Source organism: Pseudomonas sp. LM13 (genome assembly GCF_041381355.1).
Classification (GTDB): domain Bacteria; phylum Pseudomonadota; class Gammaproteobacteria; order Pseudomonadales; family Pseudomonadaceae; genus Stutzerimonas; species Stutzerimonas frequens.
Window position 1 is genome coordinate 159,373 of sequence record NZ_JACBXH010000001.1, and the last position, 17,501, is coordinate 176,873.

The following is a 17,501-nucleotide window of genomic DNA, read 5'->3' on the forward strand; positions in this document are numbered from 1 at the left end:
GGTCGTCACGCTTAAAGGGGAAGGAAACGATATGGGGCTGTTTCGACTGCTGTTCTGGATCGCACTGATCGCCGCCGCCTTCTGGCTCTGGCGGCGCCTGACCCAGAAGAAAGCACCCACCACACAGCAACAGGGCAGCCTGCCAATGGTCCGCTGCGCCCAGTGCGGCGTGCACGTACCGCAGGATCAGGCGCTGCAGTCCCAGGGACGCTGGTACTGCAGCCAGGCCCACCTGGAGCAGGACAGCACGCCTGGTGGGCACTGAAAACCTCGCTTTTCTCGGCGATCAGGGGCGACGCATCCTCCGCCTGTATCACCTCTATCGCCTGACCATCGGCCTGGCACTGGTACTGCTGATAAGCAGTGATCTGCACAATGACCTGTTGCAGATGAGCAATCCGCAGCTGTTCCAGTACGGTGCCTGGCTCTATCTGATCCTGAACATCGTGGTCGCCGTGCTGGTGCAGAACCCTGCGCGTGACCTGCCTGTGCTCGGCCTGGCACTGATGGACGTGATCCTGCTGTCCGGCCTGTTCTATTTCGGTGGAGGCACGCCGAGTGGAATCGGCAACCTGCTGATCATTGCCGTCGCGATCGCCAACATCCTGCTGCGCGGGCGTATCGGGTTCTTTGTTGCCGCCGTGGCAGCGATTGGCCTGATCTACCTGACCTTTTATCTCAGCATCAGCCGGCCTGAAGCCAGCAGCCAGTATGTTCAGGCCGCCGCGCTCGGCACCCTCTGTTTCGCTGCCGCGTTTCTCGTGCAAGGCCTCACGCGGCGCCTGCAGGCGAGCGAAAATCTCGCACGCCAGCGCGCCGAGGACGTCGCCAACCTCGAAGCACTCAACGCGCTTATCCTGCAGCGCATGCGCACCGGCATCATGGTGCTGAGCCCCCAGGAACGCGTGCTGCTGGCCAACCAGGGCGCGCTGCAGCTACTCGGCCAGGACGAATCGCTGACCGGCGAGCGTCTTGCCCCGCGCTGCCCGGAGTTGCTCAAAGCCCTGCAACAATGGCGCGGCAATCCCACCCTGCGCCCGCAGAATCTCAAGGCAACGCCGGGTGGCCCGACGCTCCAGCCGAGCTTCGCCGCCCTGCAACATGGCAACAAGCTCGACACCCTGGTCTTTCTCGAGGACATCTCGCAGATCGCGCAGAAAGCGCAGCAGCTCAAGCTCGCATCTCTCGGACGGCTCACCGCCAGCATTGCCCACGAGATACGCAACCCGCTGGGCGCCATCAGCCATGCCGCACAGCTGCTTCAGGAGTCCGAGGAGCTGGACGGCCCGGACCGTCGCCTGGCGCAGATCATTCAGGACCACTCTCGGCGCATGAACCTGGTCATCGAGAACGTCCTGCAACTCTCGCGGCGCCGACAGGCCGAGCCACAGTTGTTGGACCTCAAGTACTGGCTGCATCGCTTCGCGAGCGAGTTCCGCCAAGGCCTGGCCCCACAACAGACGGTGCATGTGGAAACGATCGGCAGTTCGCTGCAGACCCGCATGGACCCCAATCAGCTGACCCAGGTGCTGACCAACCTGGTGCAGAACGGCCTGCGCTACAGTGGGCAGCAGCATTCGCAGGCGCAGGTCTGGCTGCGACTTTTCCGCGACGAGCAGAGCGATCTGCCGATCGTCGAGGTGCTCGATGACGGCCCCGGCATTGCTGCCGACCAACTGCACAACGTGTTCGAGCCGTTCTTTACCACCGAGAGCAAGGGCACCGGCCTGGGGCTTTACATCTCGCGAGAACTTTGCGAGAGCAATCAGGCTCGACTGGATTATCGCGAACGGCCCGAAGGCGGTAGCTGCTTCCGCATCGTCTTCGCCCACCCGCGTAAGCTGAGTTGAGCTCGCCGCTTGCCGGCAGCGCATCACACATCGACCAAAGCGACAGCCACGGCGACCCTCGGCGGGGTTAACATGCTGCCCTGCCCCTTAGCCGGGGAGACCCGCTTCACGAATCAAGAGCAAGACCATGACCGCGCGCCAGAAAGCATTGATCATCGATGACGAGCCCGATATCCGCGAGTTGCTGGAGATCACCCTCGGGCGCATGAAGCTCGATACCCGCAGCGCCCGCAACCTCAAGGAAGCGCGCGAGTGCCTGGCACGCGAGCACTATGATCTGTGCCTGACCGACATGCGTCTGCCCGACGGCAGCGGCTTGGATCTGGTGCAGTACATCCAGCAGCAGCATCCGCAACTGCCGGTGGCGATGATCACCGCCTATGGCAGTCTCGACACCGCCATCGGCGCCCTGAAGGCTGGCGCTTTCGATTTTCTGACCAAACCTGTGGATCTCAACCGCCTTCGCGAACTCGTCAGCACCGCCTTGCGGCTGCGCGCACCGGCGACCGAATCGCCAGTGGACAATCGCCTGCTAGGCAGTTCGCCGCCGATGAAGGTCCTGCGCAAGCAGATCGGCAAGCTCGCCCGCAGCCAGGCACCGGTCTACATCAGCGGCGAATCGGGCAGCGGCAAGGAACTGGTGGCCCGCCTGATTCACGAACAGGGCCCACGCAGCGACAAGCCCTTCGTGCCGGTCAATTGCGGCGCGATCCCTTCGGAACTGATGGAAAGCGAATTCTTCGGCCACAAGAAGGGCAGCTTCAGTGGCGCCATCGAGGACAAACCCGGACTGTTCCAGGCGGCCAATGGCGGCACGCTGTTCCTCGACGAAGTGGCGGACCTGCCGCTACCGATGCAGGTCAAGCTGCTGCGCGCCATCCAGGAAAAGGCCGTACGCGCGGTCGGCGGTGCGCAGGAAGTAATGGTCGACGTCCGCATCCTCTGTGCCACCCACAAGGATCTGGCCAGCGAAGTGGCCGCAGGCCGCTTCCGCCAGGACCTGTATTACCGTCTGAACGTCATCGAACTGCGTGTGCCGCCACTACGCGAGCGCCGTGAAGACATCGGTTTGCTCGCTGATGCCATGCTCCGCCGGCTGGCACAGGAATGCGGCGACAGCAGTGCCCGGCTGCATCCTGATGCCCTGGCGAAGCTGGAAAACTATCGTTTCCCGGGCAACGTGCGCGAGCTGGAGAACATGCTCGAGCGGGCCTACACGCTCTGTGAAGATGACGAGATCAAGGCCGGCGACCTGCGTCTAGCCGACAGCCCGGGCCTGTCGGAGAACGGCGAAGCCAGTCTGGCGCAGATCGATAATCTGGAAGACCACCTGGAAGAGATCGAGCGCAAGCTGATCATGCAGGCCCTTGAGGAAACCCGCTGGAACCGCACCGCGGCGGCCCAGCGACTGGGGCTGACCTTTCGCTCGATGCGTTACCGTCTGAAGAAACTCGGACTGGACTGAGTGGCAGGCGTAGGCGCCTGCCCCCGGATACGAACGCTGCGCCCTACCCCTGCGACAGCAGGTTGCGCAGGTCGATGATCGCCGCATTGGCGCGCGAGATGTAATTGGCCATCACCAGCGAGTGATTGGCCAGCACACCATAACCACTGCCGTTCAGCACCATCGGGCTCCACAGCGGCTCCTGCGCTGCCTCCAGCTCGCGGATGATCTGCCGGACGCTGATGGTGGCGTTCTTCTTGGCCAGGACGTCAGCGAAATCCACCTCGATTGCACGCAGCAGATGCGAAAGCGCCCAGGCCTGGCCGCGCGCCTCGAAGAAGACGTTATCGATCTGCATCCAGGGGGTTTCCACCACCTGCTCCTTGACCTGCGGCACGATGCCGGCCCGCTCCTGTTCCGGTGCGATATCGGTATCCAGCCGCACGCGGCCGACGGAAGCCGAGAGACGTTGGGACAGCGAGCCCAGTCGCGTCGCCGCGTCGCCCAGCCAGTTGTTCAGATTATCGGCGCGGGTATAGAACAAGGCCTTTGGCGCCGGGTCGCTCAGCCGTGCCAGATAGCGATCGAGGGCGCGAATGCCGTTGCGATACTCGGATTCCGACGCCGGCAGCGTCCAGCTGCGGTTGTCGAAATTGAACAGCGGCTCGGCCTTGGCCAGGTCCGGATCCTCAGTCGACTGCGATTGCGAACGAGCGAAGTCCTTGCGCAACGCACGCGCCAGGTCGCGAACCTGCACCAGCACGCCGTACTCCCAGCTCGGCATGTTGTCCAACCACAGTCCAGGCGGCGCAATGTCGTTGCTCAGATAACCGCCGGGCTTGTCCAGCAACGTGCTGGCCACCCGCTTGAGCGTTTCGACCGTGGTGTAGCCGCTGACCAGCTGCAGCTGTGCCGCTTCGGCGCTCTGGCGCGCATGCTGCTGCACAGGGAACAGGTCGGGCTCGCGGCTCCAGTACCAGCCCACGAGCAACGTCACCAGCAAGTAGAGGCCCACCAGAGCGGCGAGGACCAGTAGAAGCGGGTTACCACCCTGACGGGCGGTCCCGGCCGAGCCGTTCGTGCGACCGATACGGGCGAAGCGATTCTTCCAGTCCAACATGTGTTATGTGTCCTTCTCGCGGATTCGGGAGTTCGACCGCAGGTAGCCGGGGGCGTTGCGGAGAGTTTTCTTACTATAACGCAGCGTCCCGCCGTGCTCAGTGTCAAATTGAGAACCACTACCGCGCGACGCACTTCCAAAGCGCACGGGCGGTGATAGCATGCCGCCACTACAAAGCACCGAGGCAGCGCACCGGGTGCACAGGAATTTCGTCATGTCGGATCAGGAAGAACTCAAGCAGCACTTTGCCCAACGGGTCATTCATCAGGCTCGCGAGGTGCTCGAAGTCTGGCAGCAACTGCAGCGCAGCGAATGGAACGATGGCTACCATACGGCCCTTACCGAAGCGACCTCCCGCCTTCGGCGATTTGCCGACCGCTTCGAGCAGACCGAGCATGCCGAGCTGGCGCTGAACATCGAGGATTGCCTCGGCGACATCAGGGACAACCGCGGCCGCCTGTCCAGCAGCACCATATCTACGCTCAGCCAGCTGATTTACCGCCTGGCGCGGACCGGCCTGCGCCATAACGACCCGCACAACCAGTCCTTCCTGCCACCCTTGAGCAAACCGGTGTACATCGCACTGCAGGATCAGGAGCGCGCTGAGCATCTGGTGCGTCAGCTGGACTTCTTCAGTATGTCTGCGCAGGCGTTCGGCAATGTCGCGGCGTTTCGCGCCGCCATGCATCGCCGCCACCCTTCCGCCATCGTCATGGAAGTCGATTTCAACGGCCCAGGCGAAGGCCTGCGGCTGGCCGAGCAAATCCAGCAGGGACTCGAGGCGAAGCTGCCATTGCTGTTCTTCAGCCACTGCGAAACGGATACGCCGACCCGGCTTGCCGCCGTTCGTGCCGGCGGTCTGGAGTTCTTCACCGGCACCCTGGATGCCAGCAGTCTGCTGGAGAAGATCGAGATATTCACCCGCACGGCACATTACGAACCGATCCGCGTATTGATCGTTGACGATTCCCGAGCCCAGGCAACGCATACCGAGCGGGTACTGAACAACGCTGGCATCGTCACCCACACACTGCTGGAGCCGATCCAGGCGATTGGCGCGCTCGCCGAGTTCCAGCCCGACCTGATCATTCTCGACATGTACATGCCCGACTGCCTGGGTACGGAACTGGCCAAGGTGATTCGCCAGCATGAGCGCTATGTCAGCGTCCCGATCATCTACCTGTCCGCCGAGGACGATCTGGACAAGCAGCTCGACGCCATGGGCGAAGGCGGCGACGACTTTCTCACCAAGCCGATCAAGCCAAGCCACTTGATCGCAACCGTGCGCACCCGCGCCACACGCGCGCGAAGCCTGAAGGCGCGCATCGTGCGCGACAGCCTGACCGGCCTGTACAACCACACCCACAGTCTGCAATTGCTCGAGGACGCGCGTTTTCGTGCCCGGCGCGACGACCGTCCGCTCAGTTTCGCGATGCTCGACATCGATCACTTCAAGCGCGTCAACGACACCTTCGGCCATCCCATGGGCGACCGTGTCATCAAGAGCCTCGCGCTGTTTCTCAAGCAACGCCTGCGCAAGACCGACCACATCGGCCGTTACGGTGGTGAGGAGTTCGCCGTTGTGCTGCCCGACACACCCGCCAGCGCGGCCTGCAAGGTACTCGACGATATCCGCCAGCGCTTCGCCGAGATCCACTTCCCCGCGCAACCGGAGGACCTGAGCTGCACTTTCAGCTGCGGCGTGACTGAGCTGACCGCGGATGCCGAGGTCAAGACACTCACTCAGCAGGCGGACGAAGCGCTCTACCGAGCCAAACACGGCGGTCGCAATCGCGTCGAACGCTACTGAGACAGGCTCGCCGGCATCACCCGGGGAGCGGCCCGGGTAACACTGTCACAAGACTGACATTAAATTGCCATACCTTTCAGGCCTCTCGATCCATTATGCGAGGCGAGGATGCGCCTGAAGTCGCTCACCACTCTCAATACCCTGTTGCTCGTAGCGGTCTGCCTGGCGCTCGGAGCCACGCTCTGGTGGTCGGAGCGAGCGCTGGAGCGTCCCTACCTGCTGATGGCTCGCTACCTGGGGCTGTCCCAGCAGTTCCAGCATCAGGTCGCGGAGAACATCCACGCCTACCTCGGCAGCGGCGACGCCCTGCGCCATGCCCAGGCGCAGCAGGCCCTCGTCGAGCTTAAGCAGGACATCGGCCAACTGCCCGGCAAATTGGCAGATCAGCTTCGCCCCGGCCTAGAGGAACTGAACCGCTTCAGTGCCGATGACCTGCTTGCAGCCGGCAAGCTGGCAGGTGACCCGCAAGGCCTGCTATTGCAGGCGGAACGGGAGCTGAGCGGTGTCCTTTCGCAGCTGGATGAATACCGAAGCCAGGCCAGCCATCCGAGCGCACAGGCGTATCAGGGCCCGCTGTTCGCAGCCGCCCAACAGCTGCAGCGCCTGGGGCACGCCCGGGGCAAACTGGTGAGCAGCGGTCGCGATGATCTGGCTGGCGAGGTGGAGCAGGTGCTGCACAACCTGGAACAGGAGGCCGCAAAGCTCGAAGCCCTGCCCTTGCTGGGCGTCGAGGCCGCTACGCAGTCGGCCGCCAGCAGTTTCGCCGCACTGCTGGAGCTGGGCGAGGGCGCAGACCAACACAGCGAAGACCGCGGCATCGCCCTCAAGCGCGAGCTCGCAAGCTTGATCAAGCGCTACCCTGCCGAGCTGCAACGCACCCGCGAGTTGATCCGCCAACGCCGTGCGTTGCTCGACAGCAGCACGCAGAAGATCGCCAGCGTCGAGCAGGCACTGGCCGAACTGGAGCCCGCCGTGCGCGCCGAGCACAGCCGCATCCAGGGCGAGGTGCGCCTGATACAGGTGGGCATCATCGCGCTGATACTGCTTATCGCCCTGGCGATCGACCGCCTGCAACGCCAGCTGACCCGCGCCCTTGGCCAACTGGTGCCGGCCCTCTCCAGCTGGGCGAAGGGCGATTTCGCCAGCGCGGTGCGCATCGAGACGAAAATAACTGAAATCACCGACATCGAGACCTCGCTCAACCGCCTGCGCAGCTACCTGCTGGAGCTGGTTGGAACGCTGCGCCAGCAGGCGATCCAGGTTGCAGCCAGCAGCCGCAACCTCGATGAGATGAGCAGCGATCTGCATGACGGAGCCCAGCGCCAGACCGGCGATACAGCGCAGATTCGCGATTCGCTGGGCGAGCTGGAAGCGACCATCCAGCAGGTGGCCGATGGCGCTGGAGAAGCGGCTGAAGCGAGTCGCGCCGCCTCCCGGGCGGTGCAGCACGGCCAGCAGGTGATCGGCCAAAGCCTGACCGGCCTGCATGGCCTGGTCAGCGAAGTGCAGGACAATGCCGCTGCCATCGAGCGCCTCGCCGACGAAACCACCACCATCGGCAACGTGCTGACGGTGATCCGCGCCATCGCCGAGCAAACCAATCTGCTCGCGCTGAACGCTGCTATCGAGGCCGCCCGCGCCGGCGGGCATGGCCGCGGATTCGCCGTGGTGGCCGACGAGGTTCGCTCGCTGGCGCAGCGCACCAGCGGCGCCACCGAAGAGATCCAACAGCTGATCGGCCGCCTGCAGCAGGCCGCACGGCAATCGGTCGAGGCGATGCGCAGCCAGGTCGAGCATGCCGAAAGCACCGCGAACCTCGCCCAGAGTGCCGATCAGGCGCTGGACGAGATCGTCTCGACCATCGCCACCATCAGTCGCATGGCCGAACAGATCGCCCAGGCGACCGCGCAACAGGGCGAGGCGGTGGGCGAGATTCGCGGGCACAGCGAACGCATCCACCAACTCGGCGACGCCAACCTGAACCACATCAGCCGGGGCCGTGAGCAAAGTGCGCAGATGCTGCAGCTCGGCAGCGAACTGGATCATGCGACCCAGGCGTTCAGGTTCTAGAAAAGAAAACGGAGCCTGGCGCTCCGCTTTCCTATGCCGAAGAACCGCTACCGCTAACGGGGTGCAACCGGGCGCTGCGGCTTGCCACCCTTGCCGGCCGGTTTGCCGCTCTTCTGCGCCTTGCGCCGGGCCTCGGCCGCGGCCTTGGCCTGCTCGCGCTTGTCCCAGGCGTTGCCGTCATGGCTGCGTGGCGGTAGGCCGTTGTGCTGGGTGAGGATCTTGCCGCCCTGCCCGGCCTTCTTGCTGCCGACCGGCGTGGAGTTCTTGCGTCGCGCGCTCTGGTAACCCTCGGTGGCTGGCTGGTGTGCCGGGATCAGCTGGTGCTTGCCGCTGCCAATCAGGTCGGCGCGGCCCATGCGGATCAGCGCCTCGCGCAAGAGCGGCCAGCCCTTCGGATCGTGATAACGCAGGAAAGCCTTGTGCAGACGACGCTGCTCCTCGCTCTTGACCACGGTGACGCCTTCGCTCTTGTAGGTCACCTTGCGCAGCGGGTTCTTGCCGGTGTGGTACATGGCGGTGGCCGAGGCCATCGGCGACGGGTAGAACGCCTGTACCTGATCGGCGCGGAAGCCGTTGGCCTTCAGCCACAGGGCGAGGTTCATCATGTCCTCGTCGGTGGTGCCGGGGTGCGCGGCAATGAAGTACGGGATCAGGTACTGCTCCTTGCCCGCCTCCTTCGAGTACTTCTCGAACATGCGCTTGAAGCGGTCGTAGGTGCCGATGCCCGGCTTCATCATCTTGTCCAGCGGACCACGCTCGGTGTGCTCCGGCGCGATCTTCAGGTAACCGCCGACATGGTGGGTGACCAGCTCCTTGACGTACTCCGGCGACTCCACCGCAAGGTCGTAGCGCAGGCCGGAGGCAATCAGGATCTTCTTCACGCCCGGCAGCGCACGCGCCTTGCGGTACAGCTCGATCAGCGAACTGTGGTCGGTATCGAGGTTCTCGCAGATCCCGGGGAACACGCAGGACGGCTTGCGGCAGTGCTTCTCGATGTCGTGGCTCTTACAGGCCAGGCGATACATATTGGCAGTCGGCCCGCCGAGGTCGGAGACCACACCGGTGAAGCCCGGCACGTTCTTCATTTCCTCGATCTCGTGGAGGATCGACTCGTGGGAGCGGCTCTGGATGATGCGTCCCTCGTGCTCGGTGATCGAGCAGAAGGTACATCCGCCGAAACAGCCGCGCATGATGTTCACCGAGAAGCGGATCATTTCGTAGGCGGGAATCTTCGCGCCGTTGTATGCCGGGTGCGGCACGCGCGCATAGGGCGCGGCGAACACATAGTCCATTTCCTCGGTGGTCAGCGGAATCGGCGGCGGATTGAGCCACAGCTCACGGTCGTCGTGACGCTGCACCAGCGCGCGGGCGTTGCCTGGGTTGGTTTCCAGGTGCAGCACCCGGTTGGCGTGGGCATACAGCGCCGGATCGTTGCGCACCTTTTCGAAAGACGGCAGGCGGATCACCGTGCGCTCACGCTCGAGTTTCGGGTGTGGCAGCAGCTCCACCGGCCGGGCTTCGTTCGGGTCGTCCTGTGGCCCCTTGTCCTTTTCGATGGCGCAGGCGGACAGGTCCTGCGTGTTGACGTAGGGGTTGATGATCTTGTCGATCTTGCCGGGGCGGTCGATGCGGGTGGAGTCGATCTCGAACCAGCCTTCGGGGGTGTCCTTGCGGATGAAGGCGGTGCCGCGCACATCGGTGATGGCCTCGATCGTATCGCCACGCGCCAGGCGCTGCGCCACCTCGACGATCGCACGCTCGGCGTTGCCGTAGAGCAGCATGTCCGCGGTGGCGTCCATCAGGATCGAGCGGCGCACCTTGTCCGACCAATAATCGTAATGGGCGATACGGCGCAGCGAGGCCTCGATGCCGCCAAGCACCACCGGCACGTGCTTGTAGGCCTCCTTGCAGCGCTGGCTGTAGACCAGGCTGGCGCGATCCGGACGCTTGCCGGCCAGGCCGCCCGCGGTATAGGCGTCGTCGGAACGCACCTTGCGATCGGCGGTGTAGCGATTGATCATCGAGTCCATATTGCCGGCAGCGACGCCAAAGAACAGATTCGGCTCGCCGAGCTTCATGAAGTCGTCTTTGCTCTGCCAGTCCGGCTGGCTGATGATGCCGACGCGAAAGCCCTGGGCCTCGAGCAGGCGGCCGATGATCGCCATGCCGAAGGACGGGTGGTCGACATAGGCATCACCGGTGACGATGATGATGTCGCACGAGTCCCAGCCGAGCTGATCCATCTCCTCCCTGCTCATCGGCAGGAACGGCGCCGGACCGAAACACTCGGCCCAGTACTTGGGATAGTCGAACAGTGGCTTGACGGCGTGCATGGCGGAAAACCGGGGCAACGAAAACGGGCGCGGAATATAGCACAAAAAATAACCAAGCCCGACCACTGTGCAGGGTCTTTATCGGCCTTGCCGACAGGCGCGCGCTGCGCTTTCGTCTCCCGCTATACTCGCGCCACCCGACCCACGTATCGAGCCCGGGAGATCCTGGTGCACGCCGTCCTCCTCGCCCTCCTGCTGTGCCTTGGCACGCTCTTGCCCGCCCATGCCGATACAGCCTTGATCGGCGCGCATGACAGCGGCCGAAGTCTGAATGCCCATGTGGAATTGCTGATGGATCCCGGCGCCGAGCTGGAGACGACGGGCCTGCAACGCCCTGAGGTGCAGGCGCGCTTTCAGCCGGCGCAGGGCAAGGCCAGCGTAGGCCAGAGCCCGCACCCCTGGTGGGTTAAGGTCACGCTACAGCGGACCAGCGACGCGCCGGCACATTGGTGGCTGGAGGTCGGCTCGGTAACGCTGAAGGACCTGCGCCTCTACCTGCCGGACGGCGAGGGTGGCTGGCACGAGCGCCAGTCCGGCGAGCTGGTCGGCTTCCATGAAGGGCGCGACCATCCCTACCGGCGCATGCTGTTCCGCCTTCCCGAGCTGAGCGACCAGCGCCCGCTGACCTTTTATCTGCGCAGCTACGACCCGGCCGGCAACTCCTTTCCGCTCAAGGTTTGGCAGCTCGACACGCTGCAGGAGCAGGCAGTGGGCGAGAACCTGTTTCTCGGCCTGATCTATGGCCTGATCCTGGCCATGCTGCTGTACAACCTGTTCATCTTCCTCAGCCTGCGCGACAACGCCTATTTCTGGTACGTAATGACCACCAGTGGCGCGCTGCTGATGATTCTGGGCATGACCGGACATGGCTTTCAGTACCTCTGGCCGAACGGACCGGTGCCCTTCTGGCTGGATCGCATCAGCATCCCGGCGCTCTGGGGTTTCAGCGCCTGCCGCTTCACCCAGACCCTGCTGCAGACCCGCCGTTTCGTGCCCTGGGCCCACCGCCTGCTGACCTTTGCCTTGTGCCTCTATGTCACAGCCGTACTGCTCAACATCTTCGGGTTGCGCGCGTTCGGCGCCTGGGTCTTCGTCGTGCTGGCCCTGACCGCGATCCCGGCGTCGCTGTGGGCCTCGTTCCGCCGCTGGCGCCAGGGTTACTTTCCCGCCCTACTCTACCTCTGCGGCTTCGGCGTGATCCTGGGCAGCGTCAATCTGCTGTTGCTGCGCGCCACCGGCGTGATCCAACCGGCGGCCTGGAGCGGCTACGTCTTTCCGCTGGCGGTGGCTGCCGAGTCCATCCTGTTCTCCTTCGCCCTGGCCTCGCGCATCCAGATACTCAAGCAGGAGCGCGCGGCGGCACTGGAACACGCCGACCGGGAAAAGTCCGCGCGACTGAAGCAGGTCCAGGCCAGCGCCGAACAACTCAGCCTGGCGGTGGAGGCGCGTACCGCCGAGCTGGCGCAGGCCAACCGCGACCTCAGCGAACGGGAAATCGAGCTCAAACAGGCCGCCTTCCACGACCCGCTGACCGAGCTGCCCAACCGGCGCTACCTCATCGAGCGGGTCGAAGCGGCCATGGCCGAGGCCGCGCGGCGCGGTGAGTCGATCGCGCTGCTGCTGATCGATCTGGATCACTTCAAGCCGATCAACGACGGCCACGGCCATGATGCCGGTGATCTGCTGTTGCGCACGCTGGGCCAGCGACTGCGCAGCCTGGTGCGCAGCAGCGACATGGCGGCCCGGCTGGGCGGGGATGAATTCGCGATACTGCTGACCGGGCCGAACGTCGAGCAGGACGCCGGCCAGGTCGCCGAACGGCTGCTGCACGAGCTGTCGCTACCGGTGCGCTACCGGGGCACCAGCCTGGCGGTGACCGTGAGCGTCGGTGCCGCGTTCTTTCCGCAGCATGCCGAGGAGTTCAGCCGGCTCTACAAGGCCGCTGACGAGGCGCTCTATCGCGCCAAGCAGCAGGGCCGGGCGAGCTGGGTCCAGCAGGACGGGCGCACGCCAGCCGATCAGCCGATATAACGGCGCGGCACGCGCCCGGTCACCTTGGTCAGCAGCTCGTAGCCGATGGTGCCACAGGCCTGGGCGAGCTCGTCGATGGGCATCTGCGTACCCCACAGCTCCACCGCGTCGCCAAGCTGCGCCTGCGGCAAGTCGGTCAGGTCCACGGCGAGCATGTCCATCGACACTCGCCCGGCCAGCGGCACGCGCTGTCCATGGATCACCACCGAGGTGCCGGACGGCGCGGTACGCGGATAACCATCGGCGTAGCCACAGCTGACGGTGCCGATACGCGACGGACGCTGCGCCACCCAGCTCGCGCCATAACCGACGCTGTCGCCGACCGGCACCTCGCGTACCGCGATCAGCGCGCCAGTCAGCGTCATCACCGGTTTCAGCCCAAGCTCCCGAGCGCTCAGCTCGGTAAACGGCGTCGCGCCGTAGAGCATGATCCCGGGGCGGACCCAGGCCATATGCGCCTGCGGCAGGGTCAGCACGGCGGCGGAATTGGCCAGCGAGCAGTTGTCGAACGAGAGCTCCAGCAGCTCTGCGTAGCGCTCCAGCTGGGTGTCGGTCAGCGCGTGGCCACGCTCGTCGGCACAGGCGAAGTGACTGATCAGATTGAGTTCGCCGACCTGGTCCGCGCCCTTGAGCCGCGCGTGACACTCGCGCAGGCCGTCCACGCCGAAGCCCAGCCGGTGCATGCCCGAATCCAGCTTGAGCCAGACGTTCAGCGGGCGCACCAGCTCGGCAGCCAGCAGCCAGTCGGCCTGGCGCTCGTCCTGAACAGCGATGTCCAGCCCCAGCTCAGCCGCTCGTTGGTACTCGGATGGCTCGAAGCAGCCCTCCAGCAGCAGGATGCGCGCGTCGGGTGCGCAGCCACGGATCACCTCTGCCTCTTCCAGGCAGGCCACGGCGAAACCATCGGCAATTTCGCGCAATGCCGCCACCGCCTCCGGTGCGCCATGCCCATAGGCGTTGGCCTTGACCACGGCGAAGGCCTTGCGCTGTGGTGCGCATTGCTTGGCGAGCAGGTAGTTGTGACGAAGCGCGGTCAGGTCGACCGTGGCAACCAGCGGACGCATGGGACTGTTCCTGTACAACGGCGGGTGAGGCTGGAATCTTACTCCGCTGCGCACGACCTTGCAGAGCGGAGCTCGGCGAGGGGCATGGACGACGCCCTCCCCCGCCGCCTGGCGAGACGGCCGACTACTCGTCGTCGAACTGGTAGCTGCCCGGCGCCAGATTCTCGAAACGCGAGTACTTGCCGAGGAACGCCAGGCGTGTGGTGCCGATCGGACCGTTCCGTTGCTTGCCGATGATGATCTCGGCGACGCCCTTGTACTCGGTTTCCGGGTGATACACCTCGTCGCGGTAGACGAACATGATGATGTCCGCGTCCTGCTCGATTGCCCCCGATTCACGAAGGTCTGAGTTCACCGGGCGCTTGTTGGGTCGCTGCTCCAGCGAGCGGTTGAGCTGGGACAGGGCGATCACCGGGCAATTGAACTCCTTCGCCAGGCCTTTCAGCGAGCGCGAGATCTCGGAAATCTCGTTGACCCGGCTGTCACCGCTGGAGCCAGGAATCTGCATCAGCTGCAGGTAGTCGACCATGATCATGGCGATCTCACCGTGCTCGCGAGCCAGGCGCCGTGTGCGCGCACGCATCTCCGACGGGCTGATGCCGGCGGTATCGTCGATGAACAGCTTGCGGTCATTGAGCAGATTCACCGCCGAGGTCAGCCGCGGCCAGTCGTCATCATCGAGCTTACCGGCCCGCACCTTGGTCTGGTCGATGCGCCCGAGCGAAGCGAGCATACGAATGACGATGGAGTCGGCGGGCATCTCCAGCGAGAACACCAGCACCGCCTTGTCGGTACGCAGCACGGCATTCTCCACCAGGTTCATGGCGAAGGTGGTCTTGCCCATAGACGGACGGCCGGCAACGATGATCAGGTCGGCCGGCTGCAGGCCGCTGGTGGCTTCATCCAGATCGGTGAAGCCGGTGGACAGGCCGGTGATCGCCTCGCCGGCGTTGAACAGCGTGTCGATGCGATCGATGGCCTTGACCAGGATGTCGTTGATGCCGACCGGGCCGCCGGTCTTCGGACGCGCTTCGGCGATCTGGAAGATCAGCCGCTCGGCTTCATCGAGGATTTCCTCGCCGGTGCGGCCCTGCGGAGCATAGGCGCTGTCAGCGATTTCGTTGCTGATGCCGATCAGCTGGCGCAGCGTGGCGCGCTCGCGAATGATCTGCGCGTAGGCCTTGATGTTCGCCACCGACGGCGTGTTCTTCGCCAGCTCGCCAAGATAGGCCAGACCGCCGACCTGGGACAGGTGCCCCTCCTTGTCCAGCTGCTCGGACAGGGTGACCACGTCAAACGGCGAGTTGCGTTCGGCCAGGGCGAAGATGGCGCGGAAGATGAGGCGATGATCGTGACGATAGAAATCACCGTCGGAGACCTGGTCGAGCACGCGCTCCCAGGCATTGTTGTCCAGCATCAGACCGCCAAGCACCGCCTGCTCAGCCTCGATGGAGTGTGGCGGCACCTTGAGCGCGGCGGTTTCCAGATCGTATTGCTGGGGGACACTGATGTCGTTCATGGCACTCGAAATTCGAAACTACGGAAAAAACAAAGGGCACGTTCCACTCGCGCGGAAACGTGCCCGATGTTACTCGTCAGGCACCAGCGGTGCCAGACGACGGCTTAGCCGGCTACGACGATCAGCTTGACGGTCGCTTCGACGTCGGTGTGCAGGTGCACAGCCACGTCGTATTCGCCGGTCTGGCGAATGGTGCCGTTCGGCAGACGAACTTCGCTCTTGGCCACTTCGACGCCGGAGGCGGTCAGGGCATCGGCGATGTCGGCAGTGCCGATGGAACCGAACAGCTTGCCCTCATCGCCCGCGGTAGCGGTGATGGTGACTTCCAGTTCGGCCAGCTGAGCAGCGCGAGTTTCGGCAGAAGCCTTCTTCTCGGCAGCCGCTTTTTCCAGCTCGGCGCGGCGGGCTTCGAACTCGGCGATGTTGGCCGGGGTCGCAGCGGTAGCCTTGCCTTGCGGCAGCAGGTAGTTACGGCCGTAACCGGCCTTGACGTTTACCTTGTCGCCCAGGTTGCCCAGGTTGGCGATCTTTTCCAGCAGGATGACTTCCATTTGAGTCTTACCTCTTAACTTTTAACCTTCACCGTTCGCAGGTCCCGCGCCGTTCTTGCCGGCCGCGCGACCACGAAAATCAAACAGACTGTCGACAATGGCCAAAACGGCCAGTAGCGGATAAATCAACTGCATGAACAGCACCAGCGTGACGTACAGCCCCACCAGCCAGAACCGCGGCAAGCGCCCTTGAGCGACCAACCCGTGCATCAGTGCGAGACCGGCAAACACCAGCGGCACGCTGCACAGGGGCGTCAGTACGGCCAACTGCGCACCGAGATTCGGCCCCAGCAGCATGCCCAGCAACAGCAGTGTCGCCAGTAGCGGCGGAAACCGCAGCGCTCGAAACTCGCTGCCGAAACCGCCCGGGTTGTACAGCGCGGCTTGCCAGTAGCGCCCAAGCATCAGGCTCAGCAGGGTGACGATTTGCAGCAGCGCAGCCAGCAGGCCGGTCAGCACCGGTATCAGCAGCGCCTCAAACCGACCACGCTCTTCCACCGACAGCTGCTCGTAGGCACCCGACAACGCATCGGGCAATACCTTCTGCAGCTCACCAGCCAACGCCGCGATCGGCTCGCCGAATACCGCACCGAGCGCCCAGACATACAGCAGTCCCAGGCCCACGCTGCTTAACATCACCCGCACCCATGACGCCTGACCGCGCAGTACCAGGGCCAAGCCCAGCGTACCCAGCAATACCAGCAGGGTCCGCGGATCGCCGAAGTACCACCAGGCCAGGGCCGGTATCACGGCCCAAACCAGCACACTCAACGCATCGTTCAGCCCGCGTCGCAGCAGCACGAGACTGCCTGCGGCAGCGCTCAGCCAGAACAACATGGGCAGTGCCGCAGCACCGGCCACCACGAAGATGGCCTGCATGCGGCCGCGCATGATGAACTCAGCCAGGGCGCGCATGCGATTTATCCTTTACTTCTGTCGACCAGCCGGATCAACGGCCGTGGCTGTCGGTGTAGGGCAGCAGGGCCAGGTAGCGGGCGCGCTTGATAGCGGTGGCCAGCTGACGCTGATAACGTGCCTTGGTTCCGGTGATGCGGCTAGGAACGATCTTGCCGGTCTCGGAGATGTAGGCCTTCAGGGTGTTGAGATCCTTGTAATCGATCTCTTTCACGCCCTCGGCGGTGAAACGGCAGAACTTACGACGACGGAAAAAACGTGCCATGAAATAGGCTCCTCAATAGATCCGTGGATTACTCGTCAGCGTTGTTATCGCTGCTGTCACTGTCGCTCTCGTTGGAGCCGTCAGTGTTTTCAGGGCGATCACGACGCTCGCGGCGCTCGCTACGGTTTTCCTCGGCCTTGAGCATTTCGGACTGCTCGGTCACGGCCTCGTCGCGACGAATGATCAGGTTGCGGATGACAGCGTCGTTGTAGCGGAAGTTGTCTTCCAGCTCGGCCAGAGCCTTGCCGCTGCACTCGACGTTCAGCATCACGTAGTGAGCCTTGTGCACGTTGTTGATGGCATAAGCCAGCTGACGACGGCCCCAGTCTTCCAGGCGATGGATCTTGCCACCGTCTTCTTCGATCAGCTTGGTGTAACGCTCCACCATGCCGCCGACCTGCTCGCTCTGGTCCGGGTGAACCAGAAAGATGATTTCGTAATGACGCATAACTGCTCCTTACGGGTTGCAGCCTGCCGACAATGCGGTCAGGCAAGGAGTGAATGACTTGTTGTCTTGTCTGTAGAAAGG

General features: G+C 64.0%; 13 protein-coding genes and 1 pseudogene. 6 read left to right on the plus strand and 8 right to left on the minus strand.

Annotation, left to right across the window (positions count from 1 at the left end; translation table 11 throughout):
* The first annotated feature begins 31 nt into the window (after positions 1-31).
* From HZR81_RS00785 to HZR81_RS00795, 3 genes are all read left to right on the plus strand, one after another.
* Complete coding sequence (locus HZR81_RS00785; protein ID WP_110775887.1) at positions 32-265, plus strand: PP0621 family protein; 234 nt, start codon at positions 32-34, stop codon at positions 263-265.
* On the plus strand, positions 255-1,850 hold the full coding sequence (locus HZR81_RS00790) for a sensor histidine kinase (RefSeq protein WP_500127071.1): 1,596 nt from the start codon (positions 255-257) through the stop codon (positions 1,848-1,850). The genes HZR81_RS00785 and HZR81_RS00790 overlap by 11 nt, the downstream gene beginning before the upstream one ends.
* A gap of 127 nt (positions 1,851-1,977) precedes the next feature.
* Positions 1,978-3,315 (plus strand): sigma-54-dependent transcriptional regulator, encoded by a 1,338-nt coding sequence (locus HZR81_RS00795; protein WP_133455603.1) that lies wholly within the window; start codon positions 1,978-1,980, stop codon positions 3,313-3,315.
* Between the two features lie 43 nt (positions 3,316-3,358).
* Here HZR81_RS00795 and HZR81_RS00800 read toward each other — a convergent pair whose 3' ends face one another.
* Positions 3,359-4,414, minus strand: a complete 1,056-nt coding sequence (locus HZR81_RS00800) for a DUF2333 family protein (protein ID WP_063541891.1) — start codon at positions 4,412-4,414, stop codon at positions 3,359-3,361.
* A gap of 214 nt (positions 4,415-4,628) precedes the next feature.
* Between HZR81_RS00800 and HZR81_RS00805 the strand changes: the two genes are divergently transcribed.
* The gene (locus HZR81_RS00805) at positions 4,629-6,224 is read left to right on the plus strand and encodes a response regulator (protein WP_133455601.1); all 1,596 of its coding nucleotides are present in this window, start codon (positions 4,629-4,631) and stop codon (positions 6,222-6,224) included.
* Between the two features lie 1,554 nt (positions 6,225-7,778).
* Positions 7,779-8,294 (plus strand): annotated as a pseudogene (locus HZR81_RS00810) (methyl-accepting chemotaxis protein); the annotation flags it as partial.
* 53 nt (positions 8,295-8,347) lie between these two features.
* On the opposite strand, the gene HZR81_RS00815 reads toward HZR81_RS00810, so the two are convergent.
* Positions 8,348-10,627 (minus strand): YgiQ family radical SAM protein, encoded by a 2,280-nt coding sequence (locus tag HZR81_RS00815; RefSeq protein WP_500127072.1) that lies wholly within the window; start codon positions 10,625-10,627, stop codon positions 8,348-8,350.
* 168 nt (positions 10,628-10,795) lie between these two features.
* On the opposite strand from HZR81_RS00815, the gene HZR81_RS00820 reads away from it, so the two are divergent.
* Entirely contained in the window at positions 10,796-12,658 is a 1,863-nt protein-coding gene (locus HZR81_RS00820) for a diguanylate cyclase domain-containing protein (RefSeq protein WP_500127073.1), read from the plus strand.
* Here HZR81_RS00820 and alr read toward each other — a convergent pair.
* The 6 genes from alr to rpsF all read right to left on the minus strand — a co-directional run bounded on the left by alr (position 12,646) and on the right by rpsF (position 17,420).
* On the minus strand, positions 12,646-13,722 hold the full coding sequence (alr, locus tag HZR81_RS00825; RefSeq protein WP_500127074.1) for an alanine racemase: 1,077 nt from the start codon (positions 13,720-13,722) through the stop codon (positions 12,646-12,648). The two genes, HZR81_RS00820 and alr, sit on opposite strands and share 13 nt — an antisense overlap.
* A 124-nt stretch (positions 13,723-13,846) precedes the next feature.
* The gene (gene dnaB, locus HZR81_RS00830) at positions 13,847-15,241 is read right to left on the minus strand and encodes a replicative DNA helicase (RefSeq protein WP_102838692.1); all 1,395 of its coding nucleotides are present in this window, start codon (positions 15,239-15,241) and stop codon (positions 13,847-13,849) included.
* A gap of 104 nt (positions 15,242-15,345) precedes the next feature.
* Positions 15,346-15,792, minus strand: a complete 447-nt coding sequence (gene rplI / locus HZR81_RS00835) for a 50S ribosomal protein L9 (protein ID WP_011914672.1) — start codon at positions 15,790-15,792, stop codon at positions 15,346-15,348.
* A 21-nt stretch (positions 15,793-15,813) separates the two neighbouring features.
* Positions 15,814-16,707 (minus strand): hypothetical protein, encoded by an 894-nt coding sequence (locus tag HZR81_RS00840; protein ID WP_102838693.1) that lies wholly within the window; start codon positions 16,705-16,707, stop codon positions 15,814-15,816.
* 34 nt (positions 16,708-16,741) lie between these two features.
* The gene (gene rpsR, locus HZR81_RS00845) at positions 16,742-16,972 is read right to left on the minus strand and encodes a 30S ribosomal protein S18 (protein ID WP_003283112.1); all 231 of its coding nucleotides are present in this window, start codon (positions 16,970-16,972) and stop codon (positions 16,742-16,744) included.
* A 28-nt stretch (positions 16,973-17,000) separates the two neighbouring features.
* On the minus strand, positions 17,001-17,420 hold the full coding sequence (gene rpsF / locus HZR81_RS00850; protein WP_063541875.1) for a 30S ribosomal protein S6: 420 nt from the start codon (positions 17,418-17,420) through the stop codon (positions 17,001-17,003).
* Positions 17,421-17,501: the final 81 nt, after the last annotated feature.